Source organism: Izhakiella australiensis, from assembly GCF_002006995.1.
Taxonomy (GTDB): domain Bacteria; phylum Pseudomonadota; class Gammaproteobacteria; order Enterobacterales; family Enterobacteriaceae; genus Izhakiella; species Izhakiella australiensis.
Genome location: NZ_MRUL01000006.1, coordinates 99,547 through 116,621 on the forward strand (window position 1 = coordinate 99,547; position 17,075 = coordinate 116,621).

A 17,075-nucleotide genomic window follows, 5' to 3' on the forward strand; every position below is an offset into this window, starting at 1 on the left:
TGGCTGAAGTAAATTGGTAATACCAATTGCCAAAGTGAACAGCTAAAGTAACAAAGTATTCACCTGGTGTCTATATGGCAACTGGCCTAAAAATGCGCAGTAAATGAGCATTCGTGCTGTTTTTTTGCGCGTCTGTCGCTGCGACTTGCGCCGCCCAATTGTTAATTATTTGTGTCATTTAGCGGTAAAACCCGCCCCCGCCGCACTTCAGCATAAGTAATGCCTATGGCAAGTTTATCCCGCAAAGTGCTACGCCAGGATTTCTGCAAAAATGTGCGCGCGAGACGATTTTTTACACCTTATTACGGGTGGTAAGCGAAAGGGCGTGCAAAGCACCGCGCTTATCACTATTCTTGTCGCGACGCCAGCGACAGTAAAAACTACAGCATAAAATAGCGTCAACTATTCAATACGTTAGTTGTAAATAAAGCCTTACATACGCTATCCGAATGTAAGAACTACAGAGATACGAGGAAACACAATGGATAGTAATGCAAACGGCGAGATGCTGAAGCGCGGTCTGAAAAACCGCCACATCCAGCTTATCGCATTGGGGGGTGCCGTTGGCACCGGCCTTTTTCTGGGTAGCGCCTCCGTTATTAAATCCGCTGGCCCGGCGGTGATACTTGGCTATGCCATTGCCGGCTTTATTGCTTTTCTGATTATGCGTCAGCTCGGTGAGATGGTCGTGGAAGAGCCGGTAGCCGGTAGCTTCAGCCACTTCGCTTGTAAATACTGGGGCAACTTTGCCGGCTTCGCTTCCGGCTGGAACTACTGGGTACTCTATGTACTGGTCGCCATGGCCGAGCTGACCGCCGTCGGTAAATATATTCAGTTCTGGTGGCCGGAAATGCCGAGCTGGATCACCGCCGTGGTATTTTTTGTGCTGATCAACGCCATCAACCTGACTAACGTCAAAGTCTACGGTGAAATGGAATTCTGGTTTGCTATTATCAAAGTGGTTGCCGTCATCGGCATGATCATTTACGGCAGCTTTCTGCTGTTCAGCGGCACGGCCGGCCCGCAGGCATCGGTAAGCAACCTCTGGTCGCAGGGTGGCTTTTTTCCGCACGGCGTTAGCGGGCTGGTGATGATGATGGCGATCATTATGTTTTCGTTTGGCGGTCTGGAGCTCGTCGGCATTACCGCCGCTGAAGCCGACGAGCCGGAAAAAAGCATTCCTAAAGCCACCAACCAGGTTATCTGGCGTATTCTTATCTTCTACGTCGGCTCGCTGGCGGTACTGTTGTCACTGCTTCCCTGGACGCAGGTCACTGAAGATACCAGCCCCTTTGTCCTGATTTTCCATAACCTCGGCGACGTCGCGGTCTCTAATCTGCTTAACGTGGTTATCCTGACCGCGGCATTGTCGGTTTATAACAGCTGTGTTTACTGTAACAGCCGTATGCTGTTTGGCCTGGCGCAGCAGGGCAATGCGCCGAAAGCGTTACTTAAAGTCGATCGCCGCGGCGTTCCGGTTACCACGATTTTGGTTTCCGCCGCCGCAACCGCCATCTGCGTACTGATTAACTACCTGATGCCGGGAGAGGCTTTCGGCCTGCTGATGTCGCTGGTGGTATCGGCGCTGGTGATCAACTGGGCAATGATCAGCCTTGCACACCTCAAATTCCGTAAAAAGAAAAATCAGCAGGGCGTGGAGACCCGCTTTAAAGCGCTGCTCTATCCGTTCGGCAACTGGCTATGCCTGGTATTCCTCGCCGGCATTCTGGTGATTATGTTTATTACCCCCGGCATGGCCATTTCGGTCTGGCTGATCCCGGTCTGGCTGGTGATTCTGGCGGTGGGTTACCTGTTGAAAAACAGCACTCAGCGCAAGCGTAATAAGTAACGCGCCGTAAGCCGTAACGATAAAGGGAGGAGCCAAGGCTCCTCCCTTTTTTATTATCTGACCGAAGGCCCGTCGGCGCTTATACCAGGGTACCGTAAATGGTCAGCAAAGCGACCACCACCACCATCATCCAGGAAACGCGCTTCGCCAGGCTGACTGCCGCTCGCGGCGTGGCGACTTTATCGGTATGCGGATCGCGCGCCAGCGAAAACTGCGCCAGCCGGGTCAATACCTGATATTGCGCGGTATGGCGATCGCCGAGCGAAGCAAACCACGCCGGCAAGGCCCGTTCACCGTGGCCGAGCAGTGCATAGGCAACGCCGACCAGCCGCACCGGAATCCAGTCAACCCAGTGCAGAACGCCATCAATGCCCGATTGCGCGCGTTCCAATGGCGTTTTATGACGAGCAAGCCAGCCCTGCCAGGCGCGCAACGTGGCGTAGCCGACCAGCAGTACGGGCCCCCATTTGCCGCCGGCCACGAACCACAGCATCGGTGCCAGATAAAAGCGGTAGTTTATCCATAGCAGGGCATTTTGCAGCTCCCGCAGATAGGTCACTTCATCGCAATCGTGGGGCACGCCGTGAATAAGCGTCAGCTCTTCCGCCATCGCCTGATGCGCGGCAATATCGTCATGACTGGCGGCTTTAAGGTAAGCGTGATAGTGCAGGCGAACGCTGCCGGCACCGATACAGAGCACGCCAAGCAGGATCCAAAAAATCAGCTGCGGCACGCCAAAAAACCATCCCTTCAGCAGCTGAATGCAAACGGCGGTCAGCGCCATCGACAGAAACGCCAACAGCAGCGTTCGCAGCAGGGTATAGCGCCGCTGCTGGCGCAGTAATGGCTCCATGCGATGCTCAATCTGCCAGTGCTGGCCCATTTTAAACAGTCGTTCCCAGCCTAAAACCAGTAGCAAACTAAACAGAGTCATGCGCCGGGATCCTCCATAGAAGCGGCTTCAGTTATCATTTGACGATAGCGTTGCCAGTCGAATGCCGCGCCGGGATCGGTTTTACGCTGCGGAGCGATGTCGCTATGGCCGGTGATATTCTCGGCAGTCAGCGGATAATGCTGCATTAGTAGCCGCGTAACCCGCGTCAACGACTGATACTGTGCATCGGTATATGGCAAGACGTCGGTTCCTTCAAGCTCGATGCCGATGGAAAAGTCATTACAGCTCTCCCGCCCCTGCCAGCAGGAAACCCCCGCATGCCAGGCCCGCTGGTTGAAAGGGACATATTGCACAATTTCACCGTCGCGGCGAATCAGACAATGCGCCGAAACGCGCAGCGCAGCAATTTCTGCAAAATAGGGATGGGCATCAGGGTCAAGCGTGCCGGTAAACAAGGCGTCGATCCACGGGCCGCCAAACTCTCCCGGCGGCAGGCTGATGTTATGAATAACCAACAGAGAAGGTTGCTCTCCTTGCGGGCGGGAATTGTAATGAGGCGACGCGACCTGGCGCGCGCCGACGAGCCTGCCGGCGTCTAATTGCATCTGCTGCTCCAAATTTAACAGACCTGTCATCAGGTTAGCATGAATTACGCCCGGAGGAAGTAAACCTGAACCGGCTATCTCACCATTTGCTGCACCGGCCGGTTGCTGGTAACCATGGAGTAAACAAGCTAGCATGCTCGGACCCATTATCGGTTTCCGGAGTTTGCACCATGACCAGCCGCCGTTACGATCCTGAGAGCCGCAAAGGCATATTAATGGAGCGTATTGAGCACGACATTCCCGTCACCGTCGCTCAGGCATTAAAGGAAGATTTAGGCAACGAAATTGACGCTTCGCGCGACATTACCGCAGCATTGCTGCCTGCGGATGCGACCTCGCAAGCGGTGGTGATCACCCGCGAGCCGGGTATTTTTTGCGGTAAGCGCTGGGTTGAAGAGGTATTCATTCAGCTTGGTAACCGGACACAGATTAACTGGCTGGTTGATGATGGCGACGAAATTAAGCCCAATCAGCCGCTATTTGAAATCACCGGCCCCTCCTCCTTAATATTAACCGCCGAGCGCACCGCGCTAAATTTCGTGCAAACCCTGTCCGGCGTCGCGACCGAAGTGCGTCGCTATGTCGCTCTGCTAAAGGGCACCCGAACTCAGCTACTTGATACCAGAAAAACCATTCCCGGTCTGCGCACCGCGCTGAAATACGCGGTACTTTGCGGCGGCGGCAACAACCATCGTCTGGGCCTTTATGAAGCATTTCTGATTAAAGAAAATCATATTATTGCCAGCGGTTCGATTGCCCAGGCGGTAGAAAAAGCATTATGGCTTTACCCGGATGTGCCGGTCGAGGTTGAGGTTGAGTCATTAAGCGAACTCAGCGCGGCGTTGGATGCCGGTGCTGATATCGTCATGCTGGACAACTTTACCCTTGATGATATGCGCGAAGCGGTGAAAATTACCGCCGACCGTTCACTGCTGGAAGTTTCCGGCAACGTGACCGACGAAACGCTGCGTGCCATTGCAGAAACCGGCGTTGACTATATTTCGGTCGGCGCGCTGACAAAACATATTCACGCCCTCGATCTCTCGATGCGCTTTCGCTGATCCCACGCGTTATTTTGTTACCTTGCAGCCAGCCTGATGCTGGCTGCTTTATTTTGCGAGCGCTATTCCACCGGTGCTGTTCGCCACTGAAACCCTACTCGTTTGCTTTCGAGCCAGCACCCTAACCGCAACAGGCACGCTGGTTAAATTCCTCCCATTGCTCAGCATAGAATCTTCACTAATTATCAGGAGTGACCATGTCTGACCAACAGGGATTTACCTTAATCGAGCTGATGATCGTAATCGCGATTGTGGCGATACTCAGTGCTATTGGCCTGCCGGCTTACCAGAGCTATCTGCAAAAAGCCGCCTTAACCGACATGTTGCAAAGCGCTATGCCGCTAAAAACGGCGGTAGAAATCTGCGCGGTGGAACAAGGCGAAACCAGTAACTGCTCGGGCGGCAGCGCCGGTATACCGCAAGCGGCCTCGTCGCGCTATATCGCCAATAGTCAGGTTTCATCTGGCGTGATTTCCCTTAGCGGGCAGGATAATCTACAAGGCCTGACGGTCACCCTGACGCCGGACTGGAACGCGCAGCAAGGCATCATGCGCTGGCAGCGCAGCTGCGATACCTCCGCCAGCTCGCTGAAAAGCGCCTGCGAATCGGTATTCCGCTTTGATGACAAAGGCCAAAGCTGATGAGCATCGCTGATGAAACCATGCTGAATACACTTTGCCAGCGCTATCAAGCCGTGTTGCTGGAAAACAGCGCACAGCGCGTCCGGGTCGCCACCGCTGGTCTGGCGCAGGACGATCTGGTGGAAGCGCTGCGCTTTGCCTGTCGCGCAAAGGTCGAAGTGCTCAGCTGGAGCATTGAGCAGATCGCCGCCTGGCGGGATAAAAGCAGCGCGGGTAGCCCGACGCCAATCGCTCAGGAAAACCTGGCAACCGCGGCAAAGCTCGACCGCCTGCTGGCGCAAGCATTGCAGCGCCGGGCTTCGGATATTCACATTGAGCCTCAGGCCGATACCGTCCGCATCCGCTTGCGGATTGACGGCGTGTTGCAGATAGCCAGCGCATTGACTCAGGCCAGCGGCAGCGCGCTGGTCGCCCGGCTAAAAGTGCTGGCTCGTCTGGACATCGCGGAGCGCCGTGTTCCGCAGGATGGCCAGTTCACCCACCATCCTGCGGAGGGACAAAACGCCTCATTTCGCCTTTCAACCCTGCCGACACAGTATGGTGAAAAAGCGGTGCTGCGCCTGCTGCATAACGAAGATCATGCCCACGACATTGATAAACTAGGCATGTCTGCGTCGCTGCTAACCTACTTTCAGCAGGCGCTGAAGCAGCCGCAGGGCATGATACTGGTCACCGGCCCGACCGGCAGTGGTAAAACCATTACCCTGTACAGCGCGCTCAGCTGGCTCAATCAGCCACAGCGCAATATCTGTAGCGTAGAGGATCCGATCGAAATTCCGCTGCAGGGTATCATGCAGACCCAGGTAAATAACAAGATAGGCGTCGGCTTCAAACAGGTGCTGCGCGCCCTGCTGCGTCAGGATCCAGACATCATCATGCTCGGTGAAATCCGCGATGCGGAAACGGCGACTATCGCCGTTAATGCGGCGCAAACGGGTCACCTGGTCCTGTCAACGTTGCACACCAATTCCACCCTGGAAACGCTGGTGCGGCTACGGCAAATGGGGTTACCCGGCTATCTGCTGGGACCGGCATTAACCCTGGTTATCGCACAGCGCCTGGTGCGTCGCTTATGCCCTTGCTGCCGCCAGCCCGCTGACCTGACGGATAGCGTCCCACCGCCCCTTTGGTCAGGCCCGCTGCAAAACTGGCGGGCCATCGGCTGTGAAAACTGCTTTTGCGGATTTTATGGCCGTCTGGCGCTGTTCGAAGTTTTACCGATAACCCGCCGATTACAGGCGGCTATCGCCAGCGATGCCAGCCAGCAGCGCTTAAACGCGCTGGTGGAGGAACAGAACCTCAGCCGGTTATTCACCGAAGGCCTGCAGGCGGTGAATCGTGGCGATACCACCCTTGAGGAACTAAAGCGGGTGACAGGCAGCATTGATGAATAAAACCATGCTGTTCTACTGGCAGGCGGTGGACAACGACGGCGGCTGGCAGCAGGGAGAACGGCTGGAACCGAACCGCCAGCGTCTCTGCCAGTACCTTCGTGACAACCAGTTAACCCCGCTGCGCATTCGCCTGCGACGCATCTATTTTGCTCACAGCTGGCAGCAGGCGGTGCGAATCACGCTGATGCATCAGCTTGCAACCCTGCTCAGAGCCGGACTGTCGCTGTCTGCCAGCCTGAATATGCTGAGCAACGGGCAGCAAAAGCCCTGGCAGCAGCTGCTGATACAGCTGGCTGAGCAGATTAGTCAGGGGATTACTTTCGCCCAGGCCCTGCGGCAGTGGCCGCATATATTCCCGGCGCTTTATCCGGCGTTGGTTGAGATTGGCGAGCTGACCGGCCAGCTGGAAAACTGCTGCCAGCAGCTTGCCGCCCAGCAGGAGCGCCAGCATTTACTGCATAAGAAAGTGCAGAAAGCCTTACGCTACCCGTTGTTCATCCTGCTGGTTGCGGCGGCGACCAGCAGCGCGATGCTGCTGTTTGTTTTGCCTGAATTCGTGGCTATATATGCCAACTTTGATGCCGGGCTGCCCGCCTTTACCCGCAGCGTCATGCAGCTGTCATCCCTGCTACAGCGTAGTGGGCCATGGCTGATAATAACGCTGCTCTGCGCGGTGCCGGGCTGGCGTTATCAGCAGCAGCATTCCCCCTTCCTGCGCCTTTTCACCCAGAGACTGATGCTGCGTTTACCTTTTATCTCAACGCTGTATCGCGGGGGGATTCTCAGTCAGATTTTTACCACCCTTAGCCTGACCCAGCGAGCCGGACTCCCCCTGCTGGAGGGACTGAAAGCGACGGCCGTAACCTTGCCTCCGGGGATCTGGCAACGCATATTACATGCACTCAGGCGCCATATTGAAGCGGGCCAGCCATTGCATCAGGCGCTGGAAAATCATGCGCAGTTTACACCACTTTGCTATCAGCTGATTAAGGTGGGAGAAGAGGCCGGCGCGCTGGACGAAATGTTAAACCGCCTTGCCGAATGGTATGAAACCCGGACTCAGGAGTTGGCGGATACGCTGGCGGCGATGCTTGAGCCAATGATGATGGTCATCGTAGGCGGAATTATCGGTACGCTGGTGATTGCGATGTATTTACCGGTGTTTAATCTTGGCTCCGCGCTGGGTTGAGCGCCCGCACTGCGCGGGCGCTTATGGCGCATTAACGGTTGTAAACGCGGTTTTCCTGTTCGGCAACGCGAATAAAAGTCGTGCGCTTAGTCAGCTCTTTAAGCCGCTCGGCACCCACGTAAGTACAGGCCGAACGCAGGCCGCCCAGAATGTCGCGAGCGGTATTTTCAACCGGACCACGCAGCGGCAGCTTGACCGTTTTCCCTTCGGCAGCGCGATAGCCCGCCACGCTGCCAACATGGCGCTTCATGGCGGTTTCCGAGCTCATGCCGTAAAACAGCATAAACTTCTCGCCCTGCTCTTCAACTACGGTTCCTTCACACTCGTCATGGGCTGCGAGCATACCGCCAAGCATCACGAAGTCAGCACCGCCGCCAAAGGCTTTCGCCACGTCGCCCGGCACTGAGCACCCGCCGTCGCTGACGATCTGACCGCCCAGGCCATGGGCCGCATCGGCGCATTCAATCACCGCCGACAGCTGCGGATAGCCAACCCCGGTTTTGACCCGCGTTGTGCAGACAGAGCCAGGGCCAATGCCCACTTTAACGATGTCCGCGCCGGAAAGAATCAGCTCCTCGACCATCTCACCGGTTACCACGTTACCGGCGCAAATGGTTTTTGTCGGAAACGCGGCGCGCGCGCGCTGTAAAAACTCAACAAAATGCTCTGAGTAGCCGTTAGCAACGTCAATGCAAATAAAGTTCAGCGCCGGAGACAGGGCAACTATTTGCTGTAGCTTGTTGAAATCGGCATCTGAGGTGCCCGTAGAAACCATCACGTGCCTGAGAACCTTTTCAGCAGCACCTGCGATAAATGCCCGCCAGTCATCCACGCTATAATGCTTATGGACGGCGGTGAGAATATCAAACTCAGCCAGCGCTTCGGCAACGCGAAACGTGCCGACGGTATCCATGTTAGCGGCAATCACCGGCACGCCAGACCAGCTGAGTGCAGAGTGTTTAAAGGTAAAAGTGCGCGTCAGCTCAACTTCTGAACGGCTTTTCAGCGTGGAACGCTTGGGGCGGATTAGCACGTCTTTAAAACCAAGCTTGATATCTTCTTCAATACGCATGTCTCAAAATTCCTGTTGCGGTAGGGTGTCATATCGCATTATGCCTACTGATCATACGCGTTAAAATCGCCGCGACAAGACTGCGAAAACAGTCCCGGATACGTTACAATCCCATAAATTTACCTGCGCCGTTTCATTGTGATCGTCCGCACAGATTCGGCGCAATCGTCACCGCTGGCGAGGCGGCGCAGGGGAATCACAAAATAAGGAATCGAGGCTTATGCGTTATACCGTCGCGCTGACAGGCGGCATCGGCAGCGGTAAGAGCACGATTGCAAAGGCTTTTGGTTCGCTGGGAATAGAATGGATCGATGCCGATGACGTCGCGCGTCAGGTCGTCGAACCGGGCAGCCCGGCGCTGGCTGAGATTGCTCAGCGCTTTGGCCCGGCGATCCTCCAGCCTGACGGCGCGTTAGATCGCCGGGCGCTGCGTCAACGCATTTTTAGCGAGCCAGACAGCAAGCTGTGGCTGAGCAACCTGCTGCACCCGCTGATCCAGCAACAAACGCAGCGCCAGCTGGATCAAATGCGCTCACCGTGGCGCCTGTGGGTGGTTCCGCTATTGGTTGAAAACCAGCTGCAGTATCGGGCCAATCGCGTGCTGGTGGTGGACGTGTCGCGTGAAATACAGCTGAGCCGCGCCATGGCACGCGATGGCATGACTCAGGAGCAGGCTGAAAACATTCTGGCGGCGCAGGCCTCGCGCAATCAACGTCTGGCCGTAGCCGACGATATTATTGATAACAGCGGGACGCCGGAATCGGTACTCCCCCGCGTAGCCGAATTGAATCAGCGCTATCTGGCGCTGGCTGCCGCGGCACAGCAGGATTGATAGTATGACTACAACGGTACTTTTTGAGCATCCCCTGAATGAAAAAATGCGTACCTGGCTGCGCATCGAATTTTTATTGCAGCAGCTACATCACTGCCGCGTTATCCGCGATCATCTTACCGCCCTCACCTTTTTTCGTAACGTTGCCGACCTGCTTGATGTGTTTGAGCGCGGCGAATTACGCACTGAAATCATCAAAGAGCTGGACCGTCAGCAGCAGAAATTACAGGCGTGGATTGACGTACCAGGCGTAGACAGCCAGGTAGTTTCGGCGCTAATCGATAAGCTAAAGCAGCAGCACGCCAGCCTGATGGCCGCGCCGCGTATGGGCCAACAGCTGCGCGAGGATCGCCTGATTGGCCTGGTTCGCCAACGTTTGAGCATTCCTGGCGGCTGTTGCAGCTTCGATCTGCCGACGCTGCATATCTGGCTGCATCTGGCGCAGGAGAGCCGTGATAACCAGGCGGAGCGCTGGCTGACATCCCTTGAGCCACTGCACGATGCGCTGACCTTAGTGCTGGATTTGATTCGTCAGTCCGGCGTTTTTCATCATCAGAGCAGCCTTAACGGCTTTTATCAGGATAATGCGGAAGGCGCCGATCTGCTGCGGCTTAAATTAACCCTGGAGGATGCGCTTTACCCGCAGGTCTCCGGCCATAAAAGCCGCTATGCAATTCGTTTTATGCCGCTGGACAATGAACGCGGCGAAGTCCCACCGCGACTGGATTTTGAACTGGCCTGCTGCTGAGGTAAACCATGACCGACGATATTACTTTTGTAACCTGTCCCAGCTGCGGTAAACAGGTAATCTGGGGAACCCTGAGTCCCTGGCGCCCCTTTTGCAGCAAACGCTGCCAGCTGATTGACCTGGGCGAGTGGGCGGCTGAGGAAAAACGTATCCCCAGCAGCGGAGATTTAACTGACAGCGACGACTGGAGCGAAAACCCGCTGGATCGCGAATAAAGCGGCCGCAGGCGTCAGTAGACGCCCCGGCGCTGAAAAATTCTCAGACTGCTGCAGCTTCGGCGACCAGTCGCGCCACGATGTCATGGTTTGCCGGCGGAAACTCATCGGCAACCAGCGCCTTCTGCTCGACCCAGCGCTGAGGCTGCCCCTCCCGGCCGTAAGGCTCGCCCTGCCAGCCTTCGACGATAAAGAAATGCAGCGTTACCCGCAGATCCGGATAGTGATGATCCGCCAGATCGTATGGCCTGGCGTCGGTAACCTCGATGCCGGTTTCTTCCTGTAACTCACGCACCAGCGCTTGCTGTGCCGTTTCGTTGGCTTCGATTTTCCCCCCCGGAAACTCCCACATATTAGCCATGTGAGAGGTCGACGGGCGCTGAGCAAGGAAAATCTCGCCGCGATCGTTGCGAATGATACCAACGGCAACCTGCAGATGTTTCATCACCTATCTCCACTGATAAAAAAGCGCCCCGCAGGGCGCCGTGTAGCGTAAGTTTATCAGGCCAGCCGGCCATGACACTGCTTGTATTTTTTACCTGAACCGCAAGGACAAGGATCGTTGCGTCCCACCTTGCGTTCGCCACTCTGTGCGGCCAGCGCAATGCTGGCTTCGGTATCGTCATCGACATGGCTGAGCTGCTGCTGCTGCGCCAGGCGCTCGGCTTCCTGACGGCGCTGCTCTTCCATCTCCTCGATCTCTTCCGGCATCCGCACCTGAACTTTGCTCAGCGTACTGATCACTTCATACTTCAGCGATTCCAGCATAGCGGCAAACATGGCGAATGATTCGCGCTTATATTCCTGCTTAGGATCTTTTTGCGCATAGCCGCGCAGATGAATGCCCTGACGCAGATAGTCCATCGCGGCAAGGTGCTCTTTCCACAGAGAATCCAGCGTCTGAAGCATGACGCCTTTTTCAAAGTGGCGCATCATTTCGGCGCCGACCACGTCTTCTTTATTCAGGTAGTGCGCGCTGGCGTTTTCCAGAATACGCTCGCGCAGCGTTTCCTCATGCAGTTCGGGCTCTTTGTCCAGCCATTCAGCAACCGGCATATCGAGATCGAAGTCTGCTTTCAGGCGATCGTGCAGGCCCGATACATCCCACATCTCTTCCAGCGACTGCGGTGGAATGTAGGTATCGATAACGGTTTTAAATACGTCCTCGCGGATGCTGCCGATAGTATCGCTGACGTCAGAAACGTCCAGCAGCTCATTACGCTGGCTGTAGATAGCACGACGCTGATCGTTGGCAACGTCATCATATTCCAGCAGCTGTTTACGAATATCAAAGTTACGGCTTTCAACCTTGCGCTGGGCGTTGGCGATTGCCTTAGTTACCCACGGATGTTCAATTGCCTCGCCTGGCTTCATACCGAGCTTACGCATCATGCCTGCAACGCGGTCAGAGGCGAAAATGCGCATCAGGGCATCTTCCATTGAGAGGTAGAAGCGTGATGAACCCGGGTCCCCCTGACGACCGGCACGGCCGCGCAGCTGATTATCGATACGGCGCGATTCGTGGCGTTCAGTACCAATAATATGCAGGCCGCCAGCTTCCAGCACCTGATCATGACGCGTTTGCCATGCCGTTTTAATCGCTTCAACCTGCTCGTCAGTGGCATCCTGCAACTCAGCAATTTCCACCTGCCAGCTGCCGCCCAGCACGATATCGGTACCGCGTCCCGCCATGTTGGTAGCGATGGTAACCGCACCCGCCTGACCGGCCTGAGCAACGATCTCCGCCTCGCGGGCGTGGAATTTGGCGTTAAGCACGTTGTGTTTTATTCCGTCGCGCGTTAATGCATCGGAGATAACCTCCGATTTCTCAATCGAGATGGTACCAACCAGTACCGGCTGGCCTTTCGCCGTCCGCTCACGAATATCGTCGATAATCGCCTGGATTTTATCCACTTCGGTCATATAGACCAGATCCGCCATATCTTTACGGACCATCGGACGGTTGGTGGGCACGACGATGGTGTCCAGTTTGTAGATAGAGCTGAATTCGAAGGCTTCGGTGTCAGCGGTACCCGTCATACCGGCCAGCTTTTCATATAAGCGGAAATAGTTCTGGAAGGTAATGGAAGCCAGCGTCTGGTTTTCATTCTGAATTTCCACGCCTTCTTTGGCTTCCACCGCCTGGTGCAGGCCGTCTGACCAGCGACGTCCCTGCATGGTACGACCGGTGTGTTCATCAACGATGATAACCTCACCGTCTTTGACGATGTAATCAACGTCGCGGGTAAACAGCGCGTGCGCGCGCAGCGCGGCGGTGACATGGTGCATCATCATGATGTTATTGGGCGAATAAAGCGACTCACCCTCTTCCATGATGTTCTGGCTAACCAGCAGTTCTTCAATCAGCTCCAGACCACGCTCGGTCAGATGGACCTGGCGCGCCTTCTCGTCCAGCCAGAAATGCCCCTCACCTTTAAAGGTGTCGGAGTCTTCTTTTTCCTGACGCTGCAGGTGCGGGATGATTTTATTGACCTTGATGTACAGTTCGGAGCTGTCTTCTGCCGGACCAGAAATAATCAGCGGGGTACGGGCCTCATCGATAAGGATGGAGTCCACCTCATCGACCAGCGCATAGTGTAGCTTACGCTGAACGCGTTCTTCCGGGCTAAATGCCATATTGTCGCGCAGGTAATCGAAGCCGTATTCATTGTTGGTGCCGTAGGTAATATCAGCAGCGTAGGCCGCACGTTTGGCGGGCGCCGGCATGCCAGGCAGGTTAATACCAACCGTCAGGCCGAGAAACTCGAAAAGCGGGCGGTTATTTTCCGCATCGCGCTGCGCCAGGTAATCGTTGACGGTCACCACGTGAACCCCTTTGCCACTCAGCGCATTAAGGTACGCCGGCAGCGTTGCCGTCAGGGTTTTACCTTCACCGGTACGCATTTCCGCGATGCAGCGATCGTTAAGCACCATGCCGCCCAGCAGCTGTACGTCAAAGTGGCGCATACCAAATACGCGCCGGCTGGCTTCACGAACCGTGGCAAAAGCATCGGGAATCAGGCTTTCCAGCACTTCGCCCTTTTCCAGTCTGGCGCGAAACTCTGTGGTTTTAGCCTTCAGCTCATCATCGCTGAGCTTCTCGAACTCCGCTTCCTTACGGTTGATGGTTTCCACTTCTTTGCGCATCCGGCGCAGAGTACGATCGTTACGACTTCCAAAAACTTTAGTTAATAGCTTAATCAACATAATATAAATATTCTCTCAGCACCGTCGCGGACGGCTATATAAAAATAAAAAAGGCTTTCGGTCAGATAAGCTGAGAGGGGCCGGCGCGGATGCCCATCACTTCAGCAAGCCAACTGGCGGTCTGATGCGATTGCCGGGCGGGAGAATGGTAGGTATGGTTGAACTGTACGATCCCCGCCGGGCGGGCTTCGTGGGTCAGCAGAGCATTTAGCGTATCCAGCAGAGCCAGCCGCTCGACGTGCAGCGGCAGTGTATCAGCGTACGCAGGTAAACTTTCTTCGGGCGTCAGCGTAAAAGACAGGTGGCGAATGACGGTGCGGATCGCATGCTGATGCCAATAATCGACGTAAAATCCCGGACGCCGCGGCGTTTCCTGCCATAGCGCCAGGGTATGAAGATGGGGAACAGCACGAATATTAAGGCTGCTGGCGGCACTATCGGTTAAGCTGTTTTGTTCGCTGGCGTGGGCGCCGGGCAGGCCGAAACCGGCCGCTACCATCCCCAACAGGAGATGCGGCCAAAAATAACGTCTGCCAAATTGTCGCCAACGATTTAAAATACTAATCACACCTATCCACCGGAGTATGCGATGCGCGACAGTCGCCCACAATCTATCGAAAAACTTTTTGATGAAACGCAGAGTTCAGGGAGCCTGCAGCAAATTCAACAGCGCGCCGTGGCGCTTAACAAATTGAATAAAGCGGTTCGCGCGCTGCTGCCTTCTCAGCTGCATCCCTGGGTACGCGTGGCTAATTATCGCCAGGGTATACTGGTACTGGAAGTAGCCAATGCCAGCTGGATGATGCGGTTACGCTATGAACAGCCTGCTCTGCTTTCTGCATTACGAGCGCAGATAATACCATCATTGACTGCGATCGACATCAGTATTAATCCATCACTGGCCGGGAAAGCTGCACGGGTTGAGCAAGAAAACCGCACCCCTGGGTCGAGCGGGCAAAAAAATATGGGATGTCAGCTTAGTTCTGACAGCGCAGCCGCGCTACGTAGCGTTGCGGAACGCAGTCCGGAAAAATTGAAGAAGATATTAGAACGACTGGCCTCACTGGCCGGAGAGAGTGGTGCCAGTAAAACCAGTCGTGATGAGTAAGGCAATCAACGCCCTATGCTAAAACCAGATTCGGTGCTTTGAACGCTAACGGCAGATCGGCTTCATCTTCGTAGGTTGCCCATTCCCAGGCTTCCTGTTTAGCCAATACCGCCTGCAGCAGCTTATTATTTAAAGCATGGCCCGACTTGAACGCGGAGAATGCACCAATGATGTTGTGGCCGCACATAAACAGGTCGCCGATGGCATCCAGCATTTTGTGACGCACAAATTCATCTTCAAAGCGCAGACCGTCTTCATTCAGCACGCGGAAATCATCCAGCCCGATAGCACAGTCCAGGCTACCGCCCAGGCACAGGCCTTTAGACTGCAGATATTCGATTTCACGCATGAAGCCAAAGGTACGGGCGCGGCTGATCTGACGCATAAATCCTTCAGTCGAAAAATTCAACTGATAGTGCTGTGAGCTGGAGTCGATCGCCGGGTGCTGGAAGTCGATAGTGAAATCGAGCGAAAAACCGTTATACGGTTTAATTTCAGCCCATTTATCGCCATCTTCAACGCGCACCGTCTGCTTAACGCGAACGAAGCGTTTAGCACTGTTAAGCTGATCGACGCCTGCATCCACCAGCAGGTAAACAAAAGGTGCCGCGCTGCCGTCCATAATCGGCACTTCTGGCGCGTCGACTTCAACAATAATGTTGTCGATACCCAGACCAGCCAGCGCTGCATTCAGGTGTTCCACGGTGGAAATACGCACGCCTTCATCGTTCACCAGGCAGGTACTCAGCATGGTGTCGCGCACGTATTTTGCATCAGCCGGGAAATCAACCGGTGGATTCAAGTCAGTGCGACGATAGATGACCCCAGTATTAGCCGACGCTGGGCGCAGCGTCAGCGAGACCTTCTTGCCGGTATGCAAACCGACACCAGTCGCCTGTACGATACGTTTTATTGTCCGTTGTTTGATCATCGCATTATCTCGCAAAAATTACCGACCCGGCCGACAGTCTAACGGACTGTCAGTCGGAGATTTTAGCACAAAGAGCGGAGATGTTAACTATCAGTGAATTCCTAGTCTGCTTGTTTACGCAGAAACGCAGGAATATCAAGGTAGTCTGGCTCTTTGTTCGGCTGCGAATTGGTATTGTCGTTAACCACTTTAGCAGCGGGCTTCTGCTCCTGCGGCAGCGGCGACATACCATGCTGCTGGTAACGATGGTCCATTACCGGCTGAGCCTGCTGTTTGTTAGTAACCAGGGTTATCTCAGGACGTTTGTCCATGCCGATACCGGTGGCCACGACGGTTACGCGCAGCTCGTCGTTCATTTCCGGATCCAGTGAAGTACCGATCACCACCGTTGCGTTATCAGAGGCGAAAGCGCGGATAGTGTTACCCACGGTTTCGAACTCATCCAGACGCAGGTCGAAGCCCGCAGTGATGTTAACCAGCACGCCACGAGCGCCGGACAGGTCGATATCTTCCAGCAGCGGGCTGGAAATCGCCATCTCAGCAGCTTCTTCAGCGCGGTCTTCACCACAGGCGACGCCAGAACCCATCATCGCGTAGCCCATTTCAGACATCACAGTACGTACGTCGGCGAAGTCAACGTTCATCAGACCCGGACGGGTGATCAGCTCAGCGATACCCTGTACGGCGCCTTTCAGCACGTCGTTAGCCGCACCGAACGCATCCAGCAGCGAGATGCCGCGGCCGAGGACTTTAAGCAGCTTGTCGTTCGGAATGGTGATCAGTGAATCGACGTGCTTAGACAGCTCCGCGATGCCCTGCTCAGCGAACGCCATGCGCTTTTTGCCTTCAAAGTTAAAAGGCTTGGTCACGACCGCAACGGTAAGAATACCCAGCTCTTTGGCCACTTCAGCCACTACAGGCGCTGCACCCGTTCCGGTGCCGCCGCCCATACCGGCCGCGATAAATACCATATCGGCACCGTCCAGCGCAGAGCGCAGGGCGTCCCGATCTTCTTCAGCGGAAGTACGGCCTACTTCCGGATTGGCGCCGGCGCCCAGGCCTTTAGTAATGTTATTACCGATCTGAATAGTCTGGCCGACTGCCGTTTTACGTAATGCCTGCGCATCGGTGTTTACAGCAAAAAACTCCACACCTTCGATGCGTTCACGCACCATGTGTTCTACGGCGTTGCCGCCGCCACCACCGACGCCGATGACTTTAATCACCGCGTCATTGGTTAATTCCATTGGTTCAAACATAATTTCTCTCCGTTATGTGCCCGTCTGTCGCCTGGAGATCACTAATAAATGCTAGCATGATCTCCTTTT

At 55.2% G+C, this 17,075-nt stretch carries 17 protein-coding genes; 9 read left to right on the forward strand and 8 right to left on the reverse strand.

Annotated features, from left to right (window positions below):
* Positions 1-481: 481 nt before the first annotated feature.
* Positions 482-1,849 carry an aromatic amino acid transporter AroP gene (gene aroP, locus BTJ39_RS10860; RefSeq protein ID WP_078002710.1) on the forward strand — a complete coding sequence of 456 codons (1,368 nt, stop codon included), beginning with the start codon at positions 482-484 and terminating at the stop codon, positions 1,847-1,849.
* A gap of 79 nt (positions 1,850-1,928) precedes the next feature.
* Here aroP and ampE read toward each other — a convergent pair whose 3' ends face one another.
* Positions 1,929-2,783: a beta-lactamase regulator AmpE gene (gene ampE, locus BTJ39_RS10865; protein WP_078002711.1), complete on the reverse strand. Its 855-nt coding sequence runs from the start codon at positions 2,781-2,783 to the stop codon at positions 1,929-1,931.
* A complete protein-coding gene (ampD, locus tag BTJ39_RS10870) occupies positions 2,780-3,349 on the reverse strand; it encodes a 1,6-anhydro-N-acetylmuramyl-L-alanine amidase AmpD (protein ID WP_078002845.1) in 570 nt (189 codons plus the stop codon). Before ampD ends, ampE begins: the two co-directional genes overlap by 4 nt.
* A 170-nt stretch (positions 3,350-3,519) precedes the next feature.
* Between ampD and nadC the strand changes: the two genes are divergently transcribed.
* From nadC to hofC, 4 genes are all read left to right on the forward strand, one after another.
* Positions 3,520-4,410: a carboxylating nicotinate-nucleotide diphosphorylase gene (gene nadC / locus BTJ39_RS10875; protein ID WP_078002712.1), complete on the forward strand. Its 891-nt coding sequence runs from the start codon at positions 3,520-3,522 to the stop codon at positions 4,408-4,410.
* A gap of 197 nt (positions 4,411-4,607) precedes the next feature.
* Entirely contained in the window at positions 4,608-5,051 is a 444-nt protein-coding gene (gene ppdD, locus BTJ39_RS10880) for a prepilin peptidase-dependent pilin (RefSeq protein WP_078002713.1), read from the forward strand.
* Positions 5,051-6,445 carry a type II secretion system protein GspE gene (gene gspE, locus BTJ39_RS10885; RefSeq protein WP_078002714.1) on the forward strand — a complete coding sequence of 465 codons (1,395 nt, stop codon included), beginning with the start codon at positions 5,051-5,053 and terminating at the stop codon, positions 6,443-6,445. The genes ppdD and gspE overlap by 1 nt, the downstream gene beginning before the upstream one ends.
* Positions 6,438-7,634 (forward strand): protein transport protein HofC, encoded by a 1,197-nt coding sequence (hofC, locus tag BTJ39_RS10890; RefSeq protein ID WP_078002715.1) that lies wholly within the window; start codon positions 6,438-6,440, stop codon positions 7,632-7,634. Before gspE ends, hofC begins: the two co-directional genes overlap by 8 nt.
* A 31-nt stretch (positions 7,635-7,665) precedes the next feature.
* On the opposite strand, the gene BTJ39_RS10895 is transcribed toward hofC, so the two are convergent.
* Complete coding sequence (locus BTJ39_RS10895) at positions 7,666-8,706, reverse strand: GMP reductase (RefSeq protein ID WP_078002716.1); 1,041 nt, start codon at positions 8,704-8,706, stop codon at positions 7,666-7,668.
* Between the two features lie 220 nt (positions 8,707-8,926).
* Here BTJ39_RS10895 and coaE point away from each other — a divergent pair, with 220 nt between their 5' ends.
* Genes coaE through yacG form a run of 3 tightly spaced genes read left to right on the forward strand, consistent with a single transcriptional unit; the run spans position 8,927 to position 10,501 of the window.
* Positions 8,927-9,538, forward strand: a complete 612-nt coding sequence (gene coaE, locus BTJ39_RS10900; protein ID WP_078002717.1) for a dephospho-CoA kinase — start codon at positions 8,927-8,929, stop codon at positions 9,536-9,538.
* Between the two features lie 4 nt (positions 9,539-9,542).
* On the forward strand, positions 9,543-10,286 hold the full coding sequence (gene zapD / locus BTJ39_RS10905; protein WP_078002718.1) for a cell division protein ZapD: 744 nt from the start codon (positions 9,543-9,545) through the stop codon (positions 10,284-10,286).
* 8 nt (positions 10,287-10,294) lie between these two features.
* Complete coding sequence (gene yacG, locus BTJ39_RS10910; RefSeq protein WP_078002719.1) at positions 10,295-10,501, forward strand: DNA gyrase inhibitor YacG; 207 nt, start codon at positions 10,295-10,297, stop codon at positions 10,499-10,501.
* Positions 10,502-10,544: 43 nt separating this feature from the next.
* Here the strand turns inward: yacG and mutT are convergent, their stop codons facing one another.
* The 3 genes from mutT to secM all read right to left on the reverse strand — a co-directional run bounded on the left by mutT (position 10,545) and on the right by secM (position 14,276).
* Positions 10,545-10,946 (reverse strand): 8-oxo-dGTP diphosphatase MutT, encoded by a 402-nt coding sequence (mutT, locus tag BTJ39_RS10915; RefSeq protein WP_078002720.1) that lies wholly within the window; start codon positions 10,944-10,946, stop codon positions 10,545-10,547.
* 56 nt (positions 10,947-11,002) lie between these two features.
* On the reverse strand, positions 11,003-13,708 hold the full coding sequence (gene secA, locus BTJ39_RS10920) for a preprotein translocase subunit SecA (RefSeq protein WP_078002721.1): 2,706 nt from the start codon (positions 13,706-13,708) through the stop codon (positions 11,003-11,005).
* Positions 13,709-13,769: 61 nt separating this feature from the next.
* Positions 13,770-14,276 (reverse strand): secA translation cis-regulator SecM, encoded by a 507-nt coding sequence (gene secM, locus BTJ39_RS10925; protein WP_078002722.1) that lies wholly within the window; start codon positions 14,274-14,276, stop codon positions 13,770-13,772.
* Between the two features lie 21 nt (positions 14,277-14,297).
* On the opposite strand from secM, the gene BTJ39_RS10930 reads away from it, so the two are divergent.
* Positions 14,298-14,816 (forward strand): DUF721 domain-containing protein, encoded by a 519-nt coding sequence (locus BTJ39_RS10930; protein WP_078002723.1) that lies wholly within the window; start codon positions 14,298-14,300, stop codon positions 14,814-14,816.
* Positions 14,817-14,829: 13 nt separating this feature from the next.
* Here BTJ39_RS10930 and lpxC read toward each other — a convergent pair whose 3' ends face one another.
* Together lpxC and ftsZ are read right to left on the reverse strand one after the other, a co-directional pair.
* Positions 14,830-15,747, reverse strand: a complete 918-nt coding sequence (gene lpxC / locus BTJ39_RS10935; RefSeq protein ID WP_078002724.1) for a UDP-3-O-acyl-N-acetylglucosamine deacetylase — start codon at positions 15,745-15,747, stop codon at positions 14,830-14,832.
* Positions 15,748-15,848: 101 nt separating this feature from the next.
* Positions 15,849-17,006, reverse strand: a complete 1,158-nt coding sequence (gene ftsZ / locus BTJ39_RS10940; RefSeq protein ID WP_078002725.1) for a cell division protein FtsZ — start codon at positions 17,004-17,006, stop codon at positions 15,849-15,851.
* Between the last annotated feature and the right edge of the window lie 69 nt (positions 17,007-17,075).